Here is a 14,199-nt window from a genome sequence, read left to right on the forward strand (position 1 = left end):
GGGCGGTGGCTGGGACGGCATCGGCGGGGCGGACACAGGGATGCCGACTGCCGGGCCGGCCCCGCCCCGCTCGGGCCGGTCAGGGTCTGTCGAGACGGAGTCGCTCGGCCTTCGGCAGACCCGCGACGACCAGGTCGTACGAGTCCTCGATGAGCTCCCGGACCATACGGGCCGGGAGCTCCGCCACGGTGACGGTGTTCCAGTGGCGCTTGTTGAGGTGCCAGCCCGGCACGATCGCCGGATGCTCGGCCCTCAGCCGCACCGCCTCGTCCGGATCGCACTTCAGCGACACCTTCAGCGGGGTGGATGCGAGGTCGGTGAGGGCGAACATCTTCCCGGCGACCTTGAACACGGAGACCTCGGGGGTGAAGGGGAAGTCCTCCACCACCGCGTTCTGCTCCAGGCAGAAGGCCCTGAGCTGCTTCGCGGTCATCGGGTCACTCGTCCGGTCCGTCATGCGACCGGTCCGGCCGCCGGTTCCGAGGGCTCCACCAGGACGGTGACGATCCTGTTCCGGCGCCCGGCCGGCGACTCCGCCGTCAGCCGCAGGGAGCGCCCGTCCGGGAGTTCCACCACCGCGGTGGCTCCGGCGATCGGAACGCGCCCAAGTGACTTGGCGAGCAACCCGCCGACCGTCTCGACGTCCTCGTCGTCGAACTCGTCGAGACCGAACAGCTCGCCGAGGTCCCCGATGTCGAGCCGGGCCGTCACCCGGTAGCGGGAGTCCCCGAGCTCCTCCACGGGCGGCAGCTCGCGGTCGTACTCGTCGGTGATCTCACCGACGATCTCCTCGAGGATGTCCTCGATGGTGACGATCCCCGCCGTACCGCCGTACTCGTCGATCACGACGGCGACATGGTTGCGCTCCTGCTGCATCTCGCGCAGCAGATCGCCCGCGTTCTTGGTGTCGGGCACGAAGGCTGCGGGCCGCATCGCCGTGGAGACCAGCTCGGCCTCGGCATCGCGGTTGATGTGCGTCTTGCGCACGAGGTCCTTGAGATACACGATCCCGACGATGTCGTCCTCGTTCTCACCGGTCACGGGGATCCGGGAGAAGCCGGAGCGCAGCGCCAGGGTCAGCGCCTGGCGGATGGTCTTGTAGCGCTCGATGCAGATCAGATCGGTGCGCGGGACCATGACCTCGCGTACGAGGGTGTCGCCGAGCTCGAAGACGGAGTGCACCATCTTGCGCTCGTCGGCCTCGATCAGCGACTCCTGCTCGGCGAGGTCGACCATGGCCCTCAGCTCCGCCTCGCTGGCGAACGGGCCCTTGCGGAAACCCTTGCCGGGGGTGAGCGCGTTGCCGATGAGGATCAGCAGTTGCGGGATCGGGCCCATGATGCGGGCCAGCGGCAGCAGGACGTACGCCGCGGCGGTCGCCGTGTTGAGCGGATGCTGACGACCGATGGTGCGCGGCGAGACCCCGACGGCGACATAGGAGACCAGGACCATCACGCCGATGGCGACGGCCAGCGCCTCCCAGGTCGCGGCGAACTCCTGGAGGCAGGCGTAGGTGACCAGGGCTCCGGCCGCCATCTCGCAGGCGACGCGCACCAGCAGGGCCACGTTGAGGTAGCGGGTCGGGTCGGACGCCACCTGGACGAGCTTGTCGGCGCCGCGCCGCCCCGCGCGCTGGGCCTCGGCGGCACGGAAGCTGGAGACACGGGCGATGCCCGCCTCGGCACAGGCCGCGAGCCAGGCGACGACGACGAGCAGGACCGCACCGGCGATCAGCTGGGCGCTCATGAGGCGGCCCCGCCGTCCGGTGCGGACCTCACGTACGAGGCGGGGACGGAGACAGGTGCGGGTCTCATGAGACGGTCGGTGCCGGGGAGGGGCCCGTCAGGCCCTTCTCCGCACGCCAGCCGTCCACGATCGCCGCCTGCAAGCCGAACATCTCGGCGCGCTCGTCCGGCTCCTCGTGGTCGTAGCCGAGGAGGTGCAGCACTCCATGGACGGTGAGGAGCTGGAGCTCCTCGTCCATGGAGTGCTGGGTCGGGGCCTCGTCCCCCTGTTTGCGGGCGACCTCCGGGCAGAGCACGATGTCGCCGAGCAGCCCCTGCGGGGGCTCGTCGGCGTCCTTGGCCGGCGGACGCAGCTCGTCCATCGGGAAGGACATGACATCGGTCGGCCCGGGCAGGTCCATCCACTGGATATGGAGCTGCTCCATGGCTTCGGCGTCCACGACGATCACCGAGAGTTCGGAGAGCGGGTGGATACGCATCCGCGCGAGGGCGTAGCGGGCGATGTCGAGGATCGCCTCTTCGTTGACCTCGGTGCCGGACTCGTTGTTGACGTCGATCGACATGGTGCTGATCGGTTCACTTCCCGTGGGAGCCGCTGGTGCCATGAGTGGCGTGGTGGGAGCCGTTACGGCTGTCGTACCGCTCGTACGCGTCGACGATACGGCCGACGAGCTTGTGCCGGACGACATCCTGCGACGTCAGCATCGAGAAGTGCACATCGGGGACCCCTTCCAGGATCTCCCGGACCTGGCGCAGACCGCTCTTGGTCCCGCCGGGAAGGTCGACCTGGGTGACGTCACCGGTGATGACGATCTTCGAATCGAAGCCGAGGCGGGTCAGGAACATCTTCATCTGCTCGGGGCTCGTGTTCTGGGCCTCGTCCAGGATGATGAAGGCGTCGTTGAGCGTGCGACCGCGCATGTACGCCAGCGGTGCGACCTCGATCGTGCCCGCGGCCATCAGGCGCGGGATGGAGTCGGGGTCGAGCATGTCGTGCAGGGCGTCGTAGAGCGGGCGCAGATACGGGTCGATCTTCTCGTAGAGCGTGCCTGGCAGGAAGCCGAGCCGCTCCCCCGCCTCCACCGCGGGCCGGGTCAGGATGATCCGGTTGACCTGCTTGGACTGGAGCGCCTGGACCGCCTTGGCCATGGCCAGATAGGTCTTGCCGGTGCCCGCGGGGCCGATGCCGAAGACGATCGTGTGCTTGTCGATGGCGTCGACATAGCGCTTCTGGTTGAGGGTCTTGGGGCGGATGGTGCGACCGCGGCTGGAAAGGATGTTCTGTGTGAGCACCTCGGCCGGGGTCTCATCCGGGCCATCGCCGTTCTCGCTCGCCCTGAGCATGGCGATCGAGCGTTCCACCGCGTCCTCCGTCATCGGCTGCCCGGTGCGGAGCACCAGCATCATCTCGTCGAACAGGCGCTGGATCAGAGCGACTTCCCGCTCGTCACCCACCGCACTGACTTCGTTGCCCCGGACATGGATATCGGCCCCGGGGAAGGACCTCTCGATCACGCGCAGCAGGGCATCGCCCGAGCCGAGAACCGTCACCATCGGATGCTTCGCAGGGACGGTGAACTGGGCTCGCGCCTGCCCCGGCGCAGGGTTCCCCCCGGCGCTCTCGGGACGGGGAGTGTTCTGGGCTGTGGGTGTCTGAGTCATGGGCCGGCTCTGTGGCCTGCACATACCTCCCGTTGCAGGGTTCTCGCTGCTCGACAACCTCTTGGATACAAGCGTACGACCCCGCGCTGACAGTGCCGAGGCGTTTTTCACACGGAAGGTCTCGGCGGGCGCGCCTCGGAACACGCCAGAACGCCGCAGAGCGCCGCAGAGCGCCTCAGGGAGAGCGGCGGAAGCCGATCGTGGGCACCGCCCGCGCCCGTGGCCAGGGGCGGCAGGCCCTGGGCAGCAGCCGCTCAAGGAGACCGCCGAGGAAGGCGTAGCGGGCCAGCGCCTCCGGGTCCTGGCCGACCCACCCCTGCACGCGCTGCCACCAGGCGGCCACCTCGGACCAGCCGGGTGCGGAGAGTGACCCGCCGAACTCCTGCACGGACAGCGCGGCGGTCAGCCCGGCGAAGGCCAGCCGGTCGGCGAGGGGCCAGCCCGCGAGGGTGCCCGTGACGAATCCGGCCACGAACACATCGCCCGCGCCCGTGGGGTCCAGCGCCTCGACCTCGATCGCCGGGACCTCGGCGGTCTCGCCCGAGCCCCCGTCGACGGCGACGGCACCGTCCGCGCCGAGGGTGACCACGGCGACCGGCACCTTCTCGGCGAGCACCCGGGCCGCGGCGCGGGGGCAGTCGGTGCGGGTGTACCGCATCGCCTCCTCGGCGTTGGGCAGGAACGCCTCGCACAGTTCGAGCCCGGGGAGGGCCGCCAGGTCCCAGCGGCCGGTGTCGTCCCAGCCGGTGTCGGCGAAGATCCGGGCGCCACGGGCCGCGGCCCCGGCGATCCAGCCCTCCGGGCGGCCCGGTACGAGGGACGCGACGGCGGCCCGTGCCCGCGGGGGCACCGAGTGCGCCGGGGGTACGCCCTCCTCGCCGCTGTCCCCGGTGTCGTCGTACGGCGGGGCTTCGTGGCCGTGGGAGATCATCGTCCGCTCTCCCTCGTAGGCCATGGAGACGGTGACCGGGGAGTGCCAGCCGCGGATGGTGCGTGACATCGAGAGGTCGATGCCCTCACCCTGTTCGAGCGCGTCCCAGCAGTAGTCGCCGTAGTGGTCGTCGCCGAAACCCGCCGCGAGGGAGGTACGCAGCCCGAGGCGGGCGAGGGCGGTGGCCATGTTGGCGATGCCGCCGGGGCTCGACCCCATACCCCGGGCCCAGGACTCGGTGCCGCGGACGGGGGCGCTGTCCAGGCCGGTGAAGATGATGTCCAGGAACACCGTGCCGGTCAGGAACACATCGCACCCGGGGTCGCCGTCCGCGCGCATGTCACGCAGCGGGTCGACATGCTCGTCCAACAGGTGTGCGGCAGCGGCGTGTTGCAGGTCTCCGCCGGGCGTGATCACGACGCCTCCCGGGGGTGCGGTCGGTGCGGGCCAGTGCAGGTCGGTGCGAATGTGGTGCGAGCGGTCCGAGGGCTCTGCGGGATCTGCCCAGTGTGCCTGATCCGGGGCTCCACAGAGGCGCCGACGATCACCGAAATCGCGCTTGCCTACCCCTGAGATACCCAGGCAAACCAAATGTGTCCCGCCTCACACCATCTCACCTTCTCCGACCCCGGACACACTTGATACAAATTGCCCCGCTGCCCCACGTTCCTGTGCAACACCGGGCGCCTCCCCCCTCCTTGACCCCCGCTTCGCCCTGCCCTTTTCCGGGAACGCCCATGTCTTCGCGCCCGCGCGCCGCGTGGCCCCTGGTCGCCGTGTTCAACGCCGGCTACCTGGCCCCGTACCTCCTGCCGACCATCGTCGGCCGCCTGTCCACCGGACTCGGACTCAGCTCCGCCGAGGCCGGTCTCGTGGGATCCACCCTGCTGCTCCACTCGGCCATCGCCGGTTTCGCGCTGGCCTCCCGCGTCGACCGCCACGGGCAGCGGCGACTGGCCCGGCTGGGACTGCTGCTGACCTTCGCCGGCTACGGCGCCGCCGCCCTCACCTCGTACGTACCGCTGGTGATCGCCGGTGCCGCCGTCGGCGGCCTGGGCTCGGGTACGGCGACGGCGGTGGCCGCGGCGGGCATCGCCGCGCAGCGCGATCCACACCGGGCGTCCTCGCTCGGACTGCTGGCGGTGTCGGCGACCGCGGGGGCGCTGTACCTCACGATTCCGCGGCTCGGCGGCGGGCACGCGCTGCCATTCGCGGCGCTGGCCGTCGCAGCGGTGCTGGTGTGGCCGGCGACCGCACGGCTGACGGGAGCCGGGACGGTGGCGGCGCCGGGGGGCTCCGCCACGGTCCCGTTCAGCTCGCGGACCCCACTGCCGCGGCGCCGCTCGGGCATCGTGCTCGCGGGCGCGATCCTCTTCTGGTCCATGGCCCAGAACGCCCTGTGGGGCGTCAGCGGACGGATCGGCACCACCCAGGCGGGCCTGAGCGAGGCCACCGTGGGGGCGGTCTTCGCGGTCGCCCTCGGCGCGGGTCTGACGGGTGTCATCGGCGCCGGTGCGGTCGGCTCCCGGCTCGGCCGGGCGGTGCCGATCGGCGTGGGCACGGCGCTGATCGGCGGCTGCATCGTGGTGAGTTCGTCGGCCCGGGGCCTGGTCGGCTTCGCCACCGGCGAGGTCCTCTGGAACCTCTTCTACCCGGTGGTCCTGTCGTACCTGCTCGGCCTCTCCGCCTCGCTCGACCCGCGCGGCCGGTGGGCGGTGCTGGTGGGCGCCGCGTCGTCGCTGGGTGTGGCCTGCGGTCCCATGACCGGAAGCCTGCTGTCGGAGCACACCGGATACCCGGTGATGGGCCTGGCGATGTGCGCGATGCTGCTGCTCGTGGCGGTCCCGATGTCGGCGGTGGCCCTGCACACCTCCGGCCGTCCGCTGGTCCCGGGTGCCATCCGCCGCCGCGGCGGCAACCCGGCGGCCGTCGTCGCCGGTGCGGCCGGAATGGCCTCGACGGGCGCCCGCGTCCCGCAGATCGGCGCGCCCGAGCAGGCGGTCACGGAGATCCCGGCACCGGTACGGGCACGGCGGCGGCGGCTCATCCGCGACCGGTCGTCCAAGGTCCTCGCCTCCTGAGTCCCCGAATTCCGGAGAATCAGCGGCGCTGGAACGGAGCCCGGGACCTGGAGGGGAGGTCCCGGGCTCACGTCTTCCCTCAGTCCTTCTGAGCCGTCAGAGCCGTCCGGGAAGGACTCAGCCGGCGCCGAACTCATACGCGTCGACCGCGTCCAGATACCGCCTGCGCCGGGCCTCGTCCTGGTCCAGGAAGGACGCCTCGAACGAGTTCCGCGCGAGCTGCCGCATCTGCTCCCGGTCCAGTCCCAGGGCCTCGCGGACCGCGTGGAAGGTGTCCCCGACATAGCCGCCGAAGTACGCGGGGTCGTCGGAGTTGACGGTCACCAGAAGCCCGGCGTCCATCATCGCGCGCAGCGGGTGGTCCTCCAGGGTGTCGACGGCGCGCAGCCGCACGTTCGACAGCGGGCACACGGTCAGCGGGATCCGCTCCCGTACCAGCCGCTCCACCAGCGCCGGGTCCTCCATCGCGCGCAGCCCGTGGTCGATGCGCTCGACGCCCAGCACGTCGAGGGCCTCCTCGATGTAGGCGGGCGGACCCTCCTCCCCGGCGTGGGCGACCTTGCGCAGTCCGAGTGACTCGGCGGCGGCGTAGACCTCGCGGAACGTGGCGGGCGGATTGCCGACCTCGGCCGAGTCCAGGCCGACTCCGCTGATGTGGTGGAGATACGGCTTCGCGGCGTCGAGCGTGGCCATCGCGGAATCCGCGGGCTGGTCCCGCAGGAAGCACATGATCAGCTGGGTGGAGACGCCGTGCCGCTCATCGGCGCGGTCGAGGGCGTGGGCCAGCCCTTCGATCACGGTGCCGATGGGGATACCGCGGGCGGTGTGCGCCTGCGGGTCGAAGAAGATCTCGGCATGCCGTACGCCCTGGGTGGCGGCCCGCGCGAGATAGGCGTCGGCGAGTTCGGTGAAGTCCTCGGCGGTGCGCAGCACCGCCATCAGCTCGTAGTACAGGTCGAGGAAGGACTGGAGGTCGGTGAAGAGGTACGCCTTGCGGAGGTCCTCGGTCCCGGCATAGGGGAGCTCGACTCCGTTGCGTGCGGCGAGTGTGAAGGCGAGTTCGGGTTCGAGAGTGCCCTCGATGTGGAGGTGCAGTTCGGCCTTGGGCAGTGCTGGCATCGGTGCTCGCTCAGGGTGCGCGTTTGGGCAGGGGTACGCGGACGAGGTCCTGGGCCACGGAGAGTTCGCCGTCGAAGCCCGCCGCGCGGGCCTCGCGCTCGAACTCCCCGGGTTCGCTGTAGCGCTGGGAGAAGTGCGTCAGCACGAGGTGCCGTACGCCCGCGTCACGTGCCACGGCTGCGGCCTGCCCCGCGGTGAGGTGGCCGTGGTCGGTGGCAAGCCGGCGGTCCTCGTCGAGGAAGGTGGACTCGATGACGAGCATGTCGCAGCCGTCGGCGAGTTCGTAGACCCCCTCGCAGAGGCGGGTGTCCATGACGAAGGCGAAACGCTGTCCCCTGCGTATCTCGCTCACGTCTTCGATGCTGACCCCGCCGAGGACGCCCTCGCGCTGGATGCGGCCCACGTCGGGGCCCTTGACGCCGTGTGCGGCCAGACGTTCGGGGAGCATCCGGCGGCCGTCCGGTTCGGTGAGCCGGTAGCCGAAGGACTCCACGGGGTGGGAGAGCTTGCGGGCGTCGAGGGTGTAGGCCGGCGTGATGGCGAGCACGCCGTCGCCACCGTCGTCGGTGACGGGGCGCTCGGAGATGGGGACGGTCTCGCGGTAGGCGGTCGCGTACCGCAGCCGTTCGAAGAAGCGCTGTCCGCTCGCCGGGTAGTGCGCGGTGACCGGGTGCGGAACCTGGTCGAGGTTGATGCGCTGGATCACCCCGGCGAGGCCGAGTGAGTGGTCACCGTGGAAGTGGGTGACACAGATCCGGTTGATGTCGTGTGCGGCGACTCCGGCCCGGAGCATCTGCCTCTGGGTGCCCTCACCCGGGTCGAAGAGGATGCCTTCGCCGTCCCAGCGGAGCAGATAGCCGTTGTGGTTGCGGTGCCGGGTGGGGACCTGACTGGCGGTGCCGAGCACGACCAGTTCGCGTACGGACATGAGGGCTCCGGCGCTCTAGCCGGGAGGCCAGTTGAGGCCACGGCCGCCGAGGACGTGGGCGTGCGCGTGGAACACGGTCTGTCCGGCGCCGGAACCGGTGTTGAAGACGACGCGGAAGCCGGTCCCGTCGACCTTCTCCTCGGCCGCGACCTCGGCCGCCTCGCGCAGTATGTCGGCGGCGACGGCGGGCTCGGCTGCGGCCAGCGTGCCGGCGTCGGGGTAGTGCACCCGGGGGATCACGAGCACATGGGTGGGCGCCTGCGGGTTGATGTCGCGGAAGGCGACGGTCGTCTCGGTCTCGCGGACGACGGTGGCGGGCACGTCCCCCGCGACGATCTTGCAGAACAGGCAGTCCGCCTGCGGTTCTCCCGCCATGGTCCGGCCCCTTCCCGACTCCGGTGATCAGTACGTGCGCATGCTATCCCCAGAGCGGCGGATGGGGAGTCCCCCAACCGCCGCCGCTCGCCGCGCCATGCCGGTAGGCCGTGCCTCAGCGGTAGGTGTAGAACTTCGTGTGGTCGAGCATGTCCTCGGGCGTCACGTCGTTCCACGGCTTCATCGTGTCGCGCAGACCGACGACGCCCTGCGGGGCGGTGACGGGCACGTATCCCAGTGAAGGGTGCAGTCGCTGCCAGTCGGCCCACAGCTTGTCTATGAAGCAGTGGTGGAGCCAGAACACGGGGTCGTTCGGCGAGGCTCCGGTGGTCATCTGACCGCCCACCCACACATGGACCCGGTTGTGGAGGTTCGGTCCGCGCCAGCCTTCGACCTGGTTGCGGAAGCCGCTGGACCCGCTGTTCCAGGGAGACGCGTCATAGGTGCTCAGGGCGAGCACGGAGTCGACCTCGGCGCGAGTGGGCAGCTCGCGGACGCCGACGCCCAGCGACCGGCGCAGAAAGGTCCTGCCGTCGACGCGTATGTTCATGGGCCAGTTGCCGCCGCCGAAGGCGAAAGGGCCGGTGGTGACCCTGCCGTCGCCGGCGCGGCCGTCGCCGCCGAGAAAGCTGTCAGCCCACAGGGAGCTGCGGGGCGAGCGGTCGACGGTCCAGTCCCAGTAGGGCAGCATCACCGAGGGGTTGACGCTCTGGAGTGCCTGCTCGAACTGCAGGAGGAACCGGCGGTGCCAGGGGAGGAACGACGGGGAACGGTGCCCCGTGCGCTCTCCGCTGTCGGTGTCGCTCATGATGAAGGCGTTGTGGGTGGTGATGAACTCGTCGTAGCGGCCCTGCTTCTTGAGCTGGACCACGGCGTCCACGAAGTCGCGCTTCTCGGTGGCGGAGAGGTCTGCCTGGTTCTTGCGGTCTGCCATACCACGCTCCTTGTCGGACGTCAGACGGTGAGGGGTACGAGTGAGGCGCCGTGCAGTTCCCGTACGGCGGCGCGGGCCGCGTCGCGTGGTGTGCGGTGGATCTCGTAGTGGTTGACGACGCTGATCCAGGTGCCGTCCGCGTTCCGCATCACATGCAGCTCGTCGTCGTCGACGCGGACGACGAACTCCACGGGTTCCTGGGGCTCCTGGGCCTTCCGGCCGTGGCCGTGATGTCCACCGCCGTCACCCTCCTCGGCGGGCCAGCCCTCAATGTGCCGCCCGAGGTACGTCTCGTCGAACGGCTCCGGTACGTCGGCCGCGCGGGCCTGAGCGGCATGGGCCGAAGCGGTGTGCTGCGTACCGGCGCCGTGATGCCCCGCACCCTGGGTTCCGGAAGGCCGCGACGCGGTGGCGGCGGCGACGGCTGCCGGTGCGGCGAGCGCGGCACCGGCGACCACGAGGGTGGTTCCTCGCACCATGTCGCGGCGGGTGAGACGTTGCACGTTCTGCTCCTCTCGTCGGCCCGCCGCCGGCCGTGGAGGACCAGCAGCAGGAACGTTTCTTCGAGTGGTGGGACGAACGCGTCCCGTGGCCCCACATGTTGGCAGTGGCGAACGGGAGGAAAGAGAGGCATGACCCCACACGGTCATGAACAAGACAACCACATACGGATAGTGCACTCTTCAACGGCGGATGATCTTCATCGCGCGACTCCCGAGGGACCCCTCGGAAGGGAAACTCGCCCCGCTCCCGCCGCTTGCTCCCACAAATCCTTCGGCAGCCGCGGCGTCAACGGCACGGTGTACACGTTCGCAACTCGGCGCAATCGCGGGGGCTGAACCCGCTCTGCGGGGTAGGCGCCCTGGTTTCGGCAGTCGCCGGTGCCGTGAGACGCGGGCAGTCACTCGTGATGCAGGAACACCTTCATGGCCGCGTACCGCACATCCCCGTCCTCGTGCCGCCTGAGCGTGCACAGCAGGCCGCGCCACTCCTCCGGCCAGTTCAGCCGCAGCCCCATCAGCCCCACGAGGGCCACTGCGAACAGACCTGCCGAGCCAGGGCCGTCGGCCGCGAGCCGCTCAGCGGCGGCGAGCAGGGTCGCGGGGTCCCGGGGCATCCAGGACCCGTACGCACGCCACGAGCACAGCCGGTCCGCCGTGTACGAAGCGAGCAGGCGATGGTCACGCAGCACCCGGGCCAGATCGGTCAGCTGTGCGTGCAGAAGCGGGAGTTCCGCGTCGAGGTCCACGAGCTGGCGCAGCAGGGCGGCGCGGGCGCCGATGAGCGACGGCTCGTCCGCCAGCTGATCCGCCAGGGCACCGAGCACCGGGCGCAGCGCTTCCTCGGGTTCCGCGCACAGCTCCTCCACCAGTGACTCCAGCCGCTGGCCGGCGGGCCGGTCCCGCTCGGTGGACACCTCCCCGTCGCCTGCCCGGACGACGGCGAGCAGCTCCGCCACCGTGGTCCGGAGCAGGCTGCCCACCGCTGCCCCGCCCACCGGATGCGGCAGCCCGGAGGCCGCTACCGACCTCAGCGCGCCGGCCGCCACACGCCAGTTCCTGCGCTCGTCGAGGGAGGTGACCCAGCGGGGGACCGCGTGCGCCGTCTCGGGCGCGAAACGCACCCACTTCGGCAGGGCCCGCAGCCCCACCGCCGCGATCTCCTGGTCCGCGGCCTCGCACATCGTGCCGATCAGGCGTGCGTACCGGGGGCGGTGTGCATCCGGAACCTCCCACGGCGCGGGCGCCGTCAGTGCGGTCGCGGTCTGCGGCGTCCACTCGGCGGTATCCGTGAGCACCTCCCACATCTGCGGCTGGTCGAGCAGCCCGGGGGCGACCGCGATGACGGCCGCCGCCACATCGGCGTGCCGGCCCGGCATCCGGTAGACCGCCGCGAGCAGCTCCGCCGCCTGCGCCGGGGGCAGGTACCTGGCGGCCAGCCGCACCGCCTCCTTGCGGCTCGTCACCTTCACCCCACCGGTGGCGGTGAGCAACCGCTCCAGCCGCGCCGCGAGTTCCCGTGGCGGGACGAAGCGCGCGGCGCGAGCCGCCGCGTACACCGCGACGCGCGCACGGTCGCTGCCCGAGTGGGCCAGCAGGATCCCTAGCGCCGCGGCGGGGCGGTCCGTCCAGGGCAGTGCGCCCAGGGCGGCTTCGGCGACCACGACCTCCGGCGAATCCACGAACTCCCGCACCAGCCGGTGCCCCTGCTCCGGCACCGGCGCGGCGGCCCGGATGGCCGCGGCCCGTTCGTACACCGACCGGGACGTGTCCGTGGCCGTCGCGCGGAACAGCCGCACCGCCGCCTCCTGCTGGCGCGGCGTCCAGCGGTCGCTGTGGCCCGGTGCGGGCAGCGGACGGTCGGCTCCAGGCCGCAGGAAGCGGCCGTGCGGCGGCTGCCCACCGAGCCCGAGCAGGCCGTCGAGCAGATCGGTACGGCGCCGGGCGAGCACGCGTTGCACGGGGCCGAGGACCACGGCCGAAGGCTCCATGGCGACGATCCGGGCCACCCGCTCGTCCCGCGCCGCGGGGTCGTCCAGCCACAGTTCGGCGGCGGTCGCGAAGGCCTGGTCACCGCCATGGGCGAGGGCGTCCTCGAGCATCCGCTGGAGCTCGGGCATCCGGCGCGCACGGGGACCGAAGGAGGCTGCCAGCGAGAACAGCAGTCGGTACTCGGACCTGCCGGCGGCTGCCTCGGCCCAGGGCCGCAGGGCCTCGAACACCTGGTGCTCCTGCCCCCGGCGCAGCCTCCGGTACAAGAGGCCGAGATCCTGGACCCCGGCGTGCGCGGTGATCCGTTCCAGAGCACGCAGGGCCCAGTCCAGCAGGGCGGGCTGCTCCGCGGACGGCTGGGTCGTGTGCTCGGCGAGCACCCCCACGGCCAGCCGGCACAGTGCCCGTCGTGACGCATCGGAACCGTCCCTGGCCTCGAGCGCGTCGAGCACGATCCGGTCGAGCGACGGAACGTCCTCGGCGGCGAAATGCCCTGGGCGCAGCTCCGCCAGCGCTTCGAGCGCCCGTACCCGCACGGGGTCCTGTTCGTTGCGCAGCCGATTCCGCATCAGGTCGAGCAGCTCCGACATCGCCGCACGGTCAGCGCTGCACCCGGTGGCGGCGACGAGGATGGGCCAGACCACCGCCCGGTCGTCCGCGTCGGGGCGCTTCAGCGCGGCGAGCAGCTCGGGCCTGACCTCGTCCAGGGGGCCGAGCGACCGGAATTCCAGCATGTCCATCCAGAACCACTGCGCCCCGTCGTCGTCCTGTCCGGCGAGCCAGGTCCGGAGCTGCGCCCAGCGCCGCTCACGGGGCAGAAGGTGCAGCACCGAGCAGATCTGATCGCTCGTGAGCTCCCTGCCGGCCGCGACCGCGTCGATGAACGCGCCCCGGCGGGCGGGTGCCATGGCCTTGACCAAGCCGACGAAGGGCTGCTGCCGGCGCAGCCAGTGGCGGCCCAGCGCCGCCAGCGACGGCGGGTCCGCATGGACCAGCTTGCGCAGCATTCCGGTGGACGGAAGCGGTTCGAAGCGGTCCTGGTTGCGGTCGGGCGAAAGCAGCCAGCGCACGGTGCGCTCGGCGTCCGCACGGATCAGCGGTCCGAACCTGTTCCAGAGCATCGCGGGGGCTCTGGACGGCCCGTGCCGCTCCAGCAGGTCGAGCAGCCGCTGCGGACGTATGGACGCCAGCACCGCCATGGCCGGTGCCCGGTCCTTCCACCACGCGTCGCGCTGCCTCGACTCGGTGATGCCGGCGAGTTCCCGCTCGCACTGGTCGAGTACGGGGTCGGGGTGGTCCTTGGCGAGCCGGGTGCCGGACTCGACGGCATGGGCGAGCCCGGGAAGGTGGGCGCGTACGAACGCGGCCGAGCAGGCGGGCAGCAGCCTGGCCGCTTCCCCGTCACCCCACTGCGCACGCAGCCGCCCCACCATCCGCTCGGCCAGTTCGGTGCGGCGGCCCATCAACAGCACCCCGGCGAGCCTGCGCCGGGTCGCGGCGGACGCCCCTTCGTAGGCGGCTTCGACCGCCTCGTCGGGCACCAGCGGTGTGCGGGCGGCGCGCAGCGCATATCCGCTCACTCCACGGTCCGGGTCGGTGAGCCGCGCGGCCAGGAAGTCCCCCCGCCCGCACACCGTCGCGGCCAGCGCCGCTAGGCGCCGCTCGTACGGCCCTCCACGGTCCAGCTCGGCGAGCATGCCGTCGAGCTCGCCTCGCCGGTCGGACTCCCTTGCCGTGCGGGCGAGATGCTCGAGGCGGCGCCCGTGCGGCAGAGGTTCGAGCGCGGCGAGCAGATCATTGACCGTGGGCGACATGTGCGCGATTGTGCCTCGCGAAATCCGCACGCGGCCAACAGATTTGGCGGATTGTCGGGGCTTCGCCGGCAGGGACCGGACTTACGGGCTTACGGACTTACGGCAGTGCCGGACGGCC

General features: G+C 71.3%; 12 protein-coding genes. 1 reads left to right on the top strand and 11 read right to left on the bottom strand.

Going from position 1 to position 14,199, the window contains the following annotated elements:
* Window positions 1-79 precede the first annotated feature (79 nt).
* From ACFV6V_RS18855 to ACFV6V_RS18875, 5 genes are all read right to left on the bottom strand, one after another.
* Window positions 80-433, bottom strand: coding sequence for an MmcQ/YjbR family DNA-binding protein (locus tag ACFV6V_RS18855; RefSeq protein ID WP_385566239.1), 354 nt, complete (start codon window positions 431-433; stop codon window positions 80-82).
* A gap of 20 nt (window positions 434-453) precedes the next feature.
* Entirely contained in the window at window positions 454-1,746 is a 1,293-nt protein-coding gene (locus ACFV6V_RS18860; protein ID WP_385566158.1) for a hemolysin family protein, read from the bottom strand.
* Window positions 1,747-1,810: 64 nt separating this feature from the next.
* Entirely contained in the window at window positions 1,811-2,308 is a 498-nt protein-coding gene (gene ybeY / locus ACFV6V_RS18865; RefSeq protein WP_361279522.1) for an rRNA maturation RNase YbeY, read from the bottom strand.
* Between the two features lie 13 nt (window positions 2,309-2,321).
* A complete protein-coding gene (locus ACFV6V_RS18870; RefSeq protein ID WP_385566161.1) occupies window positions 2,322-3,407 on the bottom strand; it encodes a PhoH family protein in 1,086 nt (361 codons plus the stop codon).
* Window positions 3,408-3,582: 175 nt separating this feature from the next.
* On the bottom strand, window positions 3,583-4,677 hold the full coding sequence (locus ACFV6V_RS18875; protein WP_385566242.1) for a PfkB family carbohydrate kinase: 1,095 nt from the start codon (window positions 4,675-4,677) through the stop codon (window positions 3,583-3,585).
* A 398-nt stretch (window positions 4,678-5,075) separates the two neighbouring features.
* On the opposite strand from ACFV6V_RS18875, the gene ACFV6V_RS18880 reads away from it, so the two are divergent.
* Window positions 5,076-6,419, top strand: coding sequence for an MFS transporter (locus ACFV6V_RS18880; RefSeq protein WP_385566164.1), 1,344 nt, complete (start codon window positions 5,076-5,078; stop codon window positions 6,417-6,419).
* A gap of 117 nt (window positions 6,420-6,536) precedes the next feature.
* Here the strand turns inward: ACFV6V_RS18880 and ACFV6V_RS18885 are convergent, their stop codons facing one another.
* The 6 genes from ACFV6V_RS18885 to ACFV6V_RS18910 form a co-directional block, all read right to left on the bottom strand.
* Window positions 6,537-7,538 carry an adenosine deaminase gene (locus tag ACFV6V_RS18885; RefSeq protein ID WP_385566166.1) on the bottom strand — a complete coding sequence of 334 codons (1,002 nt, stop codon included), beginning with the start codon at window positions 7,536-7,538 and terminating at the stop codon, window positions 6,537-6,539.
* 10 nt (window positions 7,539-7,548) lie between these two features.
* Window positions 7,549-8,466: a ribonuclease Z gene (locus tag ACFV6V_RS18890; protein ID WP_385566169.1), complete on the bottom strand. Its 918-nt coding sequence runs from the start codon at window positions 8,464-8,466 to the stop codon at window positions 7,549-7,551.
* Between the two features lie 15 nt (window positions 8,467-8,481).
* Window positions 8,482-8,841, bottom strand: coding sequence for a histidine triad nucleotide-binding protein (locus tag ACFV6V_RS18895; protein WP_361279528.1), 360 nt, complete (start codon window positions 8,839-8,841; stop codon window positions 8,482-8,484).
* A 115-nt stretch (window positions 8,842-8,956) separates the two neighbouring features.
* Window positions 8,957-9,775: a tyrosinase family protein gene (locus tag ACFV6V_RS18900; protein ID WP_385566172.1), complete on the bottom strand. Its 819-nt coding sequence runs from the start codon at window positions 9,773-9,775 to the stop codon at window positions 8,957-8,959.
* Between the two features lie 20 nt (window positions 9,776-9,795).
* A complete protein-coding gene (locus tag ACFV6V_RS18905) occupies window positions 9,796-10,278 on the bottom strand; it encodes a tyrosinase family oxidase copper chaperone (RefSeq protein ID WP_385566173.1) in 483 nt (160 codons plus the stop codon).
* Window positions 10,279-10,676: 398 nt separating this feature from the next.
* Window positions 10,677-14,081: a hypothetical protein gene (locus ACFV6V_RS18910; RefSeq protein ID WP_385566176.1), complete on the bottom strand. Its 3,405-nt coding sequence runs from the start codon at window positions 14,079-14,081 to the stop codon at window positions 10,677-10,679.
* Window positions 14,082-14,199: the final 118 nt, after the last annotated feature.

Origin of the sequence: Streptomyces sp. NPDC059828 (assembly GCF_042731955.1) — a bacterium.
Classification (GTDB): domain Bacteria; phylum Actinomycetota; class Actinomycetes; order Streptomycetales; family Streptomycetaceae; genus Streptomyces.

Coding starts and splice junctions, on each gene's coding strand:
- ACFV6V_RS18855 (WP_385566239.1), bottom strand. CDS start 433: ATGACCGCGAAGCAGCTCAGGGCCTTCTGCCTGGAGCAGAACGCGGTG.
- ACFV6V_RS18860 (WP_385566158.1), bottom strand. CDS start 1,746: ATGAGCGCCCAGCTGATCGCCGGTGCGGTCCTGCTCGTCGTCGTCGCC.
- ybeY (WP_361279522.1), bottom strand. CDS start 2,308: ATGTCGATCGACGTCAACAACGAGTCCGGCACCGAGGTCAACGAAGAG.
- ACFV6V_RS18870 (WP_385566161.1), bottom strand. CDS start 3,407: ATGACTCAGACACCCACAGCCCAGAACACTCCCCGTCCCGAGAGCGCC.
- ACFV6V_RS18875 (WP_385566242.1), bottom strand. CDS start 4,677: ATGCGCGCGGACGGCGACCCCGGGTGCGATGTGTTCCTGACCGGCACG.
- ACFV6V_RS18880 (WP_385566164.1), top strand. CDS start 5,076: ATGTCTTCGCGCCCGCGCGCCGCGTGGCCCCTGGTCGCCGTGTTCAAC.
- ACFV6V_RS18885 (WP_385566166.1), bottom strand. CDS start 7,538: ATGCCAGCACTGCCCAAGGCCGAACTGCACCTCCACATCGAGGGCACT.
- ACFV6V_RS18890 (WP_385566169.1), bottom strand. CDS start 8,466: ATGTCCGTACGCGAACTGGTCGTGCTCGGCACCGCCAGTCAGGTCCCC.
- ACFV6V_RS18895 (WP_361279528.1), bottom strand. CDS start 8,841: ATGGCGGGAGAACCGCAGGCGGACTGCCTGTTCTGCAAGATCGTCGCG.
- ACFV6V_RS18900 (WP_385566172.1), bottom strand. CDS start 9,775: ATGGCAGACCGCAAGAACCAGGCAGACCTCTCCGCCACCGAGAAGCGC.
- ACFV6V_RS18910 (WP_385566176.1), bottom strand. CDS start 14,081: ATGTCGCCCACGGTCAATGATCTGCTCGCCGCGCTCGAACCTCTGCCG.